Source organism: Pseudomonas sp. Wu6, assembly GCF_019891515.1.
In the GTDB taxonomy this organism is placed as follows: domain Bacteria; phylum Pseudomonadota; class Gammaproteobacteria; order Pseudomonadales; family Pseudomonadaceae; genus Aquipseudomonas; species Aquipseudomonas orientalis_A.
On record NZ_JAFLXH010000004.1, the window covers coordinates 221,880 to 230,841 of the forward strand.

Consider the following 8,962-nt stretch of genomic DNA (forward strand, 5'->3'; position numbering starts at 1 on the left):
CAGGGCGGTCACGGCCGCCCTGCAGATGGAGTATCTCCCTATGCTCGCTCACGCCACTGTCGCGCCGCCGCCGGGTATCCAGCCGCTGGCGCAGGACGAACCCTACCTGCTGGAAATTCTCAACATCAGCAAAGGCTTTCCCGGCGTCGTGGCCTTGGACGATGTGCAACTGCGCGTGCGCCCCGGCACGGTGCTGGCGCTGATGGGCGAGAACGGTGCGGGCAAGTCGACGCTGATGAAAATCATCGCCGGCATCTATCAGCCCGATGCCGGCGAAATCCGCCTGCGGGGCAAGCCGATCACCTTCGAGACGCCGCTGGCGGCGCAGAAGGCCGGGATTGCGATGATCCACCAGGAACTCAACCTGATGCCGCACATGAGCATCGCCGAAAATATCTGGATCGGCCGCGAGCAGCTCAACAGCCTGCACATGGTCAACCACCGCGAAATGCACCGCTGCACCGCCGAGCTGCTGGCGCGCCTGCGCATCAACCTCGACCCCGAAGAACAGGTGGGCAACCTGAGCATCGCCGAACGGCAGATGGTCGAGATCGCCAAGGCCGTGTCCTATGACTCCGATATCCTGATCATGGATGAGCCGACGTCGGCGATTACCGAAAAGGAAGTCGCCCACCTGTTTTCGATCATTGCCGACCTCAAGTCCCAGGGCAAAGGCATCGTCTACATCACGCATAAAATGAACGAAGTGTTCGCCATCGCCGATGAAGTGGCGGTGTTTCGTGACGGCCAGTACATCGGCCTGCAACGCGCCGACAGCATGAACAGCGACAGCCTGATCTCGATGATGGTCGGCCGTGAGCTGAGCCAGTTGTTCCCGGTGCGCGAGACGCCGATTGGCGACTTGCTCCTGTCGGTGCGTGACCTGAGCCTGGACGGTGTATTCAAGGACGTGTCCTTTGACCTGCACGCCGGTGAAATCCTCGGCATCGCAGGATTAATGGGCTCGGGCCGCACCAACGTCGCGGAAACTATTTTCGGCATCACCCCCAGCAGCAGCGGGCAGATCACCCTGGACGGCAAGCCGGTGCGTATCAGCGACCCGCACATGGCCATCGAGAAGGGCTTCGCGCTGTTGACCGAGGACCGCAAGCTCAGTGGCCTGTTCCCGTGCCTGTCGGTGCTGGAAAACATGGAAATGGCGGTGCTGCCGCACTATTCGGGCAACGGTTTCATCCAGCAGAAGGCCTTGCGCGCCTTGTGCGAAGACATGTGCAAGAAGCTGCGGGTGAAAACCCCGTCGCTTGAACAGTGCATCGACACCCTGTCCGGCGGTAACCAGCAGAAGGCGCTGTTGGCGCGCTGGCTGATGACCAACCCGCGCCTGCTGATCCTCGATGAGCCGACCCGGGGCATCGACGTGGGCGCCAAGGCCGAGATCTATCGCCTGATCGCCTTTCTCGCCAGCGAAGGCATGGCGGTGATCATGATTTCCTCGGAACTGCCCGAAGTGCTTGGCATGAGCGACCGGGTGATGGTGATGCACGAAGGCGAACTGATGGGCACCCTGGATCGCGCGGATGCCACCCAGGAAAAAGTCATGCAATTGGCCTCCGGTATGACCGTGGTCCACTGACTCCAGAATAAGAAGGTGATGGGTTATGAATGCAATAACAGATAACAAGCCGGCCACGGCACCAGTCAAGCACCGTCGACGCATGCCTACCGAATTGAGCATCTTCCTGGTGCTGATCGGCATCGGCCTGGTGTTTGAATTGTTCGGCTGGATCGTGCGCGACCAGAGCTTTTTGATGAACTCCCAGCGCCTGGTGTTGATGATCCTGCAGGTGTCGATCATCGGCTTGCTGGCCATTGGCGTGACCCAGGTGATCATCACCACCGGTATCGACCTGTCGTCCGGCTCGGTGCTGGCCTTGTCTGCGATGATCGCCGCCAGTTTGGCGCAGACTTCCGATTTTTCCCGGGCGGTGTTTCCTTCCCTGACCGACTTGCCGGTGTGGATCCCGGTGGCGATGGGCCTGGGTGTGGGCCTGCTGGCGGGGGCGATCAACGGCAGTATTATTGCGGTCACCGGTATCCCGCCGTTCATTGCGACCCTGGGCATGATGGTTTCGGCCCGTGGCCTGGCGCGTTACTACACCGAAGGCCAGCCGGTGAGCATGCTCTCGGACTCGTACACGGCCATCGGCCATGGCGCGATGCCGGTGATCATCTTTTTGGTGGTGGCGGTGATTTTCCACATCGCTCTGCGTTACACCAAGTACGGCAAATACACCTACGCCATCGGCGGCAACATGCAGGCGGCGCGCACCTCGGGGATCAACGTCAAGCGTCACCTGATCATCGTCTACAGCATCGCGGGTCTGCTCGCAGGCCTGGCCGGCGTGGTGGCTTCGGCCCGCGCGGCGACCGGCCAGGCGGGCATGGGCATGTCCTACGAGCTGGACGCCATTGCGGCGGCAGTGATCGGCGGCACCAGCCTGGCGGGCGGGGTAGGGCGCATCACCGGCACCGTGATCGGCGCGCTGATCCTCGGCGTCATGGCCAGCGGCTTTACCTTCGTCGGGGTGGATGCGTATATCCAGGACATCATCAAGGGGCTGATCATTGTGGTGGCGGTGGTGATCGACCAGTATCGCAACAAGCGCAAGCTCAAGCGCTGAGCCTACCTTGAGGACAACACCGGTCAAATGTGGGAGGGGGCTTGCCCCCGATAACCATAGGTATCTACACAACTCTGTAGCGCCCAACCGTAACCACGATGCGAAGCGAGTCGCTCTTGATCCTGATCTGCTTTTGATCTTGATCTCAGGTGCCCCGTTAAACCACGCTGGCCGAACGCAGGCTTGAATCCGTGGGTAACCCGGCAGGACGCCGGGTTAGCCGCACTGGGCCATGGATGGCCCATTGCGGCGGCCCACGGATTCAAGCCTGCGTTCGGGCACACCGAGCCTGAGCGAGGTGCCGAGTGGTGGGGCAAGAGCCCTTTGGTTACTTTGGGGCTTTTCCAAAGTGACCCGCCGTCAGGGCGGAACCCTAAGTCGCCGTTACCGCAGAAACGGATATGTACTCGGTCCAATCCAGCATCCTGGTCGGCCCAGAGGCCGCCATCGGGGGCAAGCCCCCTCCCACATTTGGACCTCGGAGCGTCAGGTAGATACGCGTTAGCTCCCTCGCCACAGGTGCAGTCTCGCGCCAAAATTGTGTAGATAACTATGCCCCGATGGCGGTGTGTCAGCTTGAACATCTGTGTCTGGCTGACCGCTATCGGGGGCAAGCCCCCTCCCACATTTTTAGTTCCATGCCGTACGGATCAACCGTTTGTCTTCTATATAGCTCCATAAACTTGAATTTCTTGCTATAAACGCACTCCGATGACCGTTCGCCAAGCCCGTCCTGGTGCTTTTGGGGGTTGATCGGGAAAAAATGCCTGTCATTTCAGTTGCTGCGCCTTCAAGTCGGCCTTAGACTGCCGCCCCTCGTAAATTGAGTGCCGGGTGGCGCTTGGAATGGATGGCGCCTTTCCGAGACCTGCAGAGGTCGGCCGGAACGCTCCCTTATTCGCCTTAATGCACGTATTTTTTATAGAGAAATCAATGACAAAGGAAAAGTTGCTGGCCATGCCGGCGGATGACTACATGAATGCCGAACAGCACGCTTTTTTCGAGAAGTTGCTGCAAGACATGAAAGTGGAACACCACGAGCGCATTGAACAGAACCGTATCGCCATTGAAAGCCTGGACACCCCGGCCGATCCGGCCGACGCTGCTTCCGTGGAAGAAGAGCGCACCTGGCTGGTCAATGCCATCGACCGCGACCAGCGCATGTTGCCGCAACTGGAACGTGCCCTGGAACGCATCAAGGAAGATTCCTTTGGCTGGTGTGATGACAGCGGCGAGCCTATCGGCCTGAAACGCCTGCTGATCAGCCCGACCACCAAATACTGCATCGAAGCGCAAGAGCGCCACGAGCAGATCGACAAGCACCAGCGTCAAGCCTGACGCGGTTGCACGGGGGCCGTATCATCGGCCCCCGCAGAGTTTTGCGTGACACCCCCGTTATTGATCTACTGCAAGCCCCTGTACTAAAGGCCCATGGATAATGGCCTGTTAGTGGCGTTTAATGCAGACACAATAACGACAAGCAGTGGGGTAACGACAATGGCTGGAGATGGATCTCTGATGGGCGCAGCAGTACCACCGCAACCGGTGGCGCGGGTGCTGCCCGGCTGGCTGATACCGCTCGCGCAGAGTACCGTCCTGGTGCTGCTACTGCTGGGCCTGGCCTTTGCCGGCTGGCCGATCTACCTGTGCCTGCCGCTGGCCTTGCTGGTGATCTGGCTACCCCGCCTGAAAAGTCCCAAACCTTCTGTGACCCACGCTGCGGCCGGCGATGCGATTGGCGAGCTGGCGCGCGACCTGTCCCATACCACCAGCCATAATGCACTCTGCGCTGCGGGTGTGGCCTATTCGGTCAAGCAACTGGCGGCGCGCCTGCAGTCGCAGTTGAGCGCCTCCCAGCAAATCGTCAGCAGCGCGCAGGTGATGATCGGCACCGAACAGGTCACCTCCCAGCTCAGCCGCCAGGCCCTGGGCGCGTCCAGCCAGGCCCGTCAGCGCAGCAGCGAAGGCCGTGAAGTATTGGTGCAGTCGATCACCCGCATGCATCAGCTCAGCCAGCGTGCCGATGCCAGCCGTACGCTGATCGAAGCCTTGAGCCAGCGCAGCGAGGAAATCCAGCGCGTGACGCTGGTGATCCAGTCCATCGCCAGCCAGACCAACCTGCTGGCGTTGAACGCGGCGATTGAAGCGGCGCGGGCCGGAGAGCACGGGCGCGGGTTTGCGGTGGTCGCCGATGAGGTGCGCGGCCTCGCCGGACGTACGGCCACGGCCACCGATGAAGTCGGGGTGATGGTCGCCGACATCCAGCAGCGCACGGCCCAGGTGGTGGAGCAGATTCGCCAGCTGTCGGCGGACCTGCACACCGGTGTAGAGCAAGTGGAAGATGCCGGCGAACACCTGGCGAGCATCGCCGGCCTGGCGGCGGATGTGGAACAGCAGGTCAGTGAAATCGCCCAGGGCACCGACACCAACCGCACTCAACTCGACAGCCTGTTCCACGCCGTGGAGCAGATGCGCAGCGACCTGGCGGTCAGCGACCAGCAAACCCGCCAACTCGCCGACGCCGCCGTGCAGATGGAAGGGCAGGCGGAAACCATCAGCGAGCGCCTGGCGCAGGTCGGCCTGGATGGCTATCACCAGCGCATCTACGACCTGGCCCGCGAAGGCGCCCGGCGAATTGGCGAACAGTTCGAGGCGGATGTGCTGCACAGCCGGGTCAGCCTGGAAGATCTGTTCGATCGCAACTACACGCTGATTGCAAATACCCACCCGAGCAAATACAAGACACGTTTTGACGCCTACACCGACCAGGTATTACCCGCCATTCAAGAGGCGCTGTTGCCGCTTCATGAGGGTTTGGTGTTTGCCATTGCCTGCACGCCCCAGGGCTACGTGCCGACACACAACAACGCGTTTTCCCACGCATTGACCGGTGATGCCCAGGTGGACGCGGTGCAGAACCGCACCAAGCGCAAATTTGACGACCGTACCGGCCTGCGGTGCGGTAGCCATCAACAAGCCATGTTGCTGCAGACCTACACGCGCGATACCGGCGAGCTGATGCACGACCTGTCGGTGCCGATCATGGTTCGGGGTCGGCATTGGGGTGGCTTGCGCCTGGGCTACAAGCCGCAAGGGGGCAGGTCCGCGTAGCGGCACAAGCCGCGCGTAGCAGCAAGCGCGCTCCTGCGGGAGGAGCGGCGTGCGGTCAGTGCGTTTGAATCAAGCAACGGGAGACTCATGCAGCAGGGCGTTGAGGTCATCGACCGCAGGCGCCCATTCGGCATCGACATGCAGCTGTTCCTTGAGGAAACTCGCCTGTTGCTCGCTCCAGAAAGGTGCGTCGACGAGTTTCACGTCATCGGGCAGACGGTGCTCGGCGGTGAAGCGTTCGATGCCTTCCTGACTGGAATCCAGGCCTAACTGGTCGAAGAGGGTTTCAAGTGTCGGGGTCGTGGTGTCCATCATATTCTCCATGCGGGCTGATCATCGTTCTGCATGTGAGGGGGATGGCGCGCCAGAGTTCTATCGGATTGTCACGAATTGAGTGCGCCTGAATCCACGGCGGCTTTCAGGGCCCTGGCGGCGTCTTTGCCGGCAATGGCGGCAGCGTCGACGGTTTTGAACCAGCGGTCTTTTTCGACCTGATGCGTTGTTACTGTGGTCAACGGCGGTTTGGCCCGCATGATGATGACCGCTTGAAACTCTCCGTCCACTTCCCTCGCATCGCCATGGATAAAAAATTCGCCAATATCAAATTCCGTCACGTATAGCCTTCCCTTCGCGGTAACTGCACTGATGAAACCTGACCCGCAGGGGGCAAACTTCAAGGACGGGTCAGTATGGCAGTTGTTGAAGGGCCGCTGTGCAGTAAAGTGTGCACTACACTCAGCCAGCTGACGAAACGAGTGTGCCGTGCAGGCCATACAGGTTGGCTTCCAGCGCTTTTGCCAGTGCGCAGGCGTTGCTGTGATCGCTGCGAAAGCCTTTTATCCTGCCGCTGGTCACTTCCTGGATATGAAAAAAGTTTCTTCCGGCCGGCACCACTCGATAAAGCACGGAATGGGAGTACCCATCGGGTGTGGGTAGGCAGTAGTATTGGTGTGCGTCTGGACATGATGAACGAGTGTGAAAAGACGCAGTGTCGTGTTGACGTCGTTGCATGCTCAGCTCCTGTCGATCGACCTGGTTGATATCAGCGGCTGGTTTTGACCGGTGTTGCTGTTTAGTATTGTCGTCGGCAACGCGCGCCTGGTTCCATGGCCGGGTATTTTCTTTTGTGATGCGTGTCGGAAAACAGTGTTTTTAATCGGGTTATTCTCTGAAGTTGTTCGACTCGTATTCTCGGGTCGTTGAACCTGTGATTTGCTGTGTCGCCGGATGACCTCGCACAAGGGCCACCGCGGCTGTCTGTACGGCTCTTATGGTTGTCTTCAGGTTTTTAACGAGTATGTCTTTCGTGCCGTAACGGCCGTTTTTTTGTGCTGCCCGCTCAAGCGGTCAGTGCTTTATCGATGTGGGGGCGTTTCCTTGGCAGTCAGTAATCTGGATATGCACGCGTTATTCGTGCTGGGTGATTTACGCGCAAAGTTGGTCAAGCAGTTTCAATCTCGTTTTGTCTACGTTACCGAACAGACCCCGGAAGGTATCTACATCGCCGAGATCGACACTGAAGCGGCGTTGGTCGTGGACGACAAACCACGGCTGGAACTCAAGGTGGGCGATCATTTTCGCGCGGCAGTATTGCCCAGCCGTGAAGGTGGCAAGTTTGAACTCAAGTTTCGCGATATTAAGTTGACCGTGTATGGCCTGGGCGACTACGCCTTTGTGTCTTCGGCCGAAGGTGAAGGCATTGTGTTCAAGGAAGGCCACAGCGTCATGCTGGTATTTGCCGCCAGGGAACAACTGCAGGAAGGCCTGACCAAAACCCTCAAGGCCGTCACCGGCAAGGCCGCCAAGTGGCGCAAGGGCGAACTGGTGACGTTCAAGGCCAGTGAGTAAGCGCAATCACGGCGAACTTCTTTTATCTCCCGGAACCTCTACTACAGTTGAGTTGACTTAACTACGAGAGAGGCTTCGCGCATAGCAGCAAAGCCGTCCGCTGATGGCTGCGATATCGCGAGGTGCAAAGGAATGAAAGGATTGAGAACGCTGTTGGCTGCATCGCTGACGAGCCTGGGCCTGTCCATGGCGTCAGTGCCGGTATCGGCCGCCCAGGCGCCGGTGCACTTTGCCGACCTGAACTGGGAAAGCGGCAGCCTGATCACCGAGGTACTGCGGTTCATTGTCGAGAAGGGCTACGACTTGCCCACCGACACCTTGCCCGGTACCACCATCACCCTGGAAACCGCCCTGGCCAAGAACGACATTCAGGTGATCGGTGAAGAGTGGGCGGGCCGCAGCCCTGTCTGGGTCAAGGCCGAGGCTGAAGGCAAGGTGGTGGGCCTGGGCGATACGGTCAAGGGCGCCACCGAAGGCTGGTGGGTGCCGGAGTACGTGGTCAAGGGTGATCCGGCCAAGGGTATCAAGCCGCTGGCCCCTGACTTGAAAAGCGTACAAGACCTGGCGCGCTACAAGGATGTGTTCAAGGACCCGGAGTCACCGGACAAGGGGCGGTTTCTCAATAGCCCTATCGGTTGGACTTCGGAAGTGGTCAACCGGCAAAAGCTCAAGGCTTACGGCCTGGACGACAGCTACGTGAACTTTCGCAGCGGCTCGGGGGCGGCGCTGGATGCGGAGATTGCTTCGTCGATTCGTCGGGGCAAGCCGGTGCTGTTCTACTATTGGTCGCCCACGCCGTTGATGGGCCGCTACAAGTTGATTCAACTGCAAGAGCCGCCGTTCGATGCGCAGGCCTGGAAGACGCTGACGGATGCGGACAATCCTGATCCCAAGCCGACGCGGTCGCTGGCGTCCAGGTTGAGTATCGGGGTGTCTACGCCGTTCCAGAAAGAGCATCCGCAGATTGCGCAGTTTTTCGAGAAGGTTGAGTTTCCTATCGAGCCGCTTAATCAGGCGTTGGCGAAAATGAGTGAGAATCATACGCCGCCTCGGGAGGTGGCCCAGGTATTTCTCAAGGCTCATCCCGAGGTGTGGAAGGCGTGGTTGACGGAGGATGTGGCTCTCAAGGTTGAGTCGGCCCTCAAGTGATTGACAGTGTTGCTACCTGATGGCGATCCAAATGTGGGAGGGGCTTGCTCCCATGACGGCTATCTGACTGATGCACTGCAATCCAAATGTGGGAGGGGGCTTGAACTGGTCAAGTAATCCCGGACACCGATTACGGTGTTTATGCCGCTTTTTGCTCCATGGCTATTGGCGACAGGTAGTTGTTGTAGCTGTGGAGCCTGATTCGGTTGTAT

The 8,962-nt window shown here is 59.5% G+C and carries 9 protein-coding genes; 6 read left to right on the forward strand and 3 right to left on the reverse strand.

Annotation, left to right across the window (positions count from 1 at the left end):
* The first annotated feature begins 40 nt into the window (after nucleotides 1-40).
* The 4 genes from J1G34_RS04330 to J1G34_RS04345 all read left to right on the forward strand — a co-directional run bounded on the left by J1G34_RS04330 (nucleotide 41) and on the right by J1G34_RS04345 (nucleotide 5,753).
* Entirely contained in the window at nucleotides 41-1,594 is a 1,554-nt protein-coding gene (locus J1G34_RS04330; RefSeq protein WP_065893005.1) for a sugar ABC transporter ATP-binding protein, read from the forward strand.
* Nucleotides 1,595-1,619: 25 nt separating this feature from the next.
* Nucleotides 1,620-2,642, forward strand: coding sequence for an ABC transporter permease (locus J1G34_RS04335; RefSeq protein ID WP_057725136.1), 1,023 nt, complete (start codon nucleotides 1,620-1,622; stop codon nucleotides 2,640-2,642).
* A 933-nt stretch (nucleotides 2,643-3,575) separates the two neighbouring features.
* The gene (locus J1G34_RS04340; protein WP_003191666.1) at nucleotides 3,576-3,980 is read left to right on the forward strand and encodes a TraR/DksA family transcriptional regulator; all 405 of its coding nucleotides are present in this window, start codon (nucleotides 3,576-3,578) and stop codon (nucleotides 3,978-3,980) included.
* A gap of 543 nt (nucleotides 3,981-4,523) precedes the next feature.
* Nucleotides 4,524-5,753: a methyl-accepting chemotaxis protein gene (locus J1G34_RS04345; protein WP_370737818.1), complete on the forward strand. Its 1,230-nt coding sequence runs from the start codon at nucleotides 4,524-4,526 to the stop codon at nucleotides 5,751-5,753.
* Between the two features lie 69 nt (nucleotides 5,754-5,822).
* On the opposite strand, the gene J1G34_RS04350 is transcribed toward J1G34_RS04345, so the two are convergent.
* The 3 genes from J1G34_RS04350 to J1G34_RS04360 form a co-directional block, all read right to left on the reverse strand.
* Nucleotides 5,823-6,065 carry a DUF2789 domain-containing protein gene (locus tag J1G34_RS04350; RefSeq protein WP_065885227.1) on the reverse strand — a complete coding sequence of 81 codons (243 nt, stop codon included), beginning with the start codon at nucleotides 6,063-6,065 and terminating at the stop codon, nucleotides 5,823-5,825.
* Nucleotides 6,066-6,136: 71 nt separating this feature from the next.
* Nucleotides 6,137-6,367 carry a hypothetical protein gene (locus J1G34_RS04355; RefSeq protein WP_065885228.1) on the reverse strand — a complete coding sequence of 77 codons (231 nt, stop codon included), beginning with the start codon at nucleotides 6,365-6,367 and terminating at the stop codon, nucleotides 6,137-6,139.
* Between the two features lie 121 nt (nucleotides 6,368-6,488).
* Nucleotides 6,489-6,764, reverse strand: a complete 276-nt coding sequence (locus tag J1G34_RS04360; RefSeq protein ID WP_163001555.1) for a hypothetical protein — start codon at nucleotides 6,762-6,764, stop codon at nucleotides 6,489-6,491.
* Nucleotides 6,765-7,130: 366 nt separating this feature from the next.
* On the opposite strand from J1G34_RS04360, the gene J1G34_RS04365 reads away from it, so the two are divergent.
* Complete coding sequence (locus J1G34_RS04365) at nucleotides 7,131-7,601, forward strand: hypothetical protein (RefSeq protein ID WP_065895345.1); 471 nt, start codon at nucleotides 7,131-7,133, stop codon at nucleotides 7,599-7,601.
* Between the two features lie 132 nt (nucleotides 7,602-7,733).
* On the forward strand, nucleotides 7,734-8,750 hold the full coding sequence (locus tag J1G34_RS04370) for an ABC transporter substrate-binding protein (protein WP_065897076.1): 1,017 nt from the start codon (nucleotides 7,734-7,736) through the stop codon (nucleotides 8,748-8,750).
* Nucleotides 8,751-8,962: the final 212 nt, after the last annotated feature.

What these genes read in the sequence shown, in the direction of transcription:
- J1G34_RS04330 (WP_065893005.1), top strand. Translation starts at nt 41, where the DNA reads ATGCTCGCTCACGCCACTGTCGCGCCGCCGCCGGGTATCCAGCCGCTG.
- J1G34_RS04335 (WP_057725136.1), top strand. Translation starts at nt 1,620, where the DNA reads ATGAATGCAATAACAGATAACAAGCCGGCCACGGCACCAGTCAAGCAC.
- J1G34_RS04340 (WP_003191666.1), top strand. Translation starts at nt 3,576, where the DNA reads ATGACAAAGGAAAAGTTGCTGGCCATGCCGGCGGATGACTACATGAAT.
- J1G34_RS04345 (WP_370737818.1), top strand. Translation starts at nt 4,524, where the DNA reads ATGATCGGCACCGAACAGGTCACCTCCCAGCTCAGCCGCCAGGCCCTG.
- J1G34_RS04350 (WP_065885227.1), bottom strand. Translation starts at nt 6,065, where the DNA reads ATGGACACCACGACCCCGACACTTGAAACCCTCTTCGACCAGTTAGGC.
- J1G34_RS04360 (WP_163001555.1), bottom strand. Translation starts at nt 6,764, where the DNA reads ATGCAACGACGTCAACACGACACTGCGTCTTTTCACACTCGTTCATCA.
- J1G34_RS04370 (WP_065897076.1), top strand. Translation starts at nt 7,734, where the DNA reads ATGAAAGGATTGAGAACGCTGTTGGCTGCATCGCTGACGAGCCTGGGC.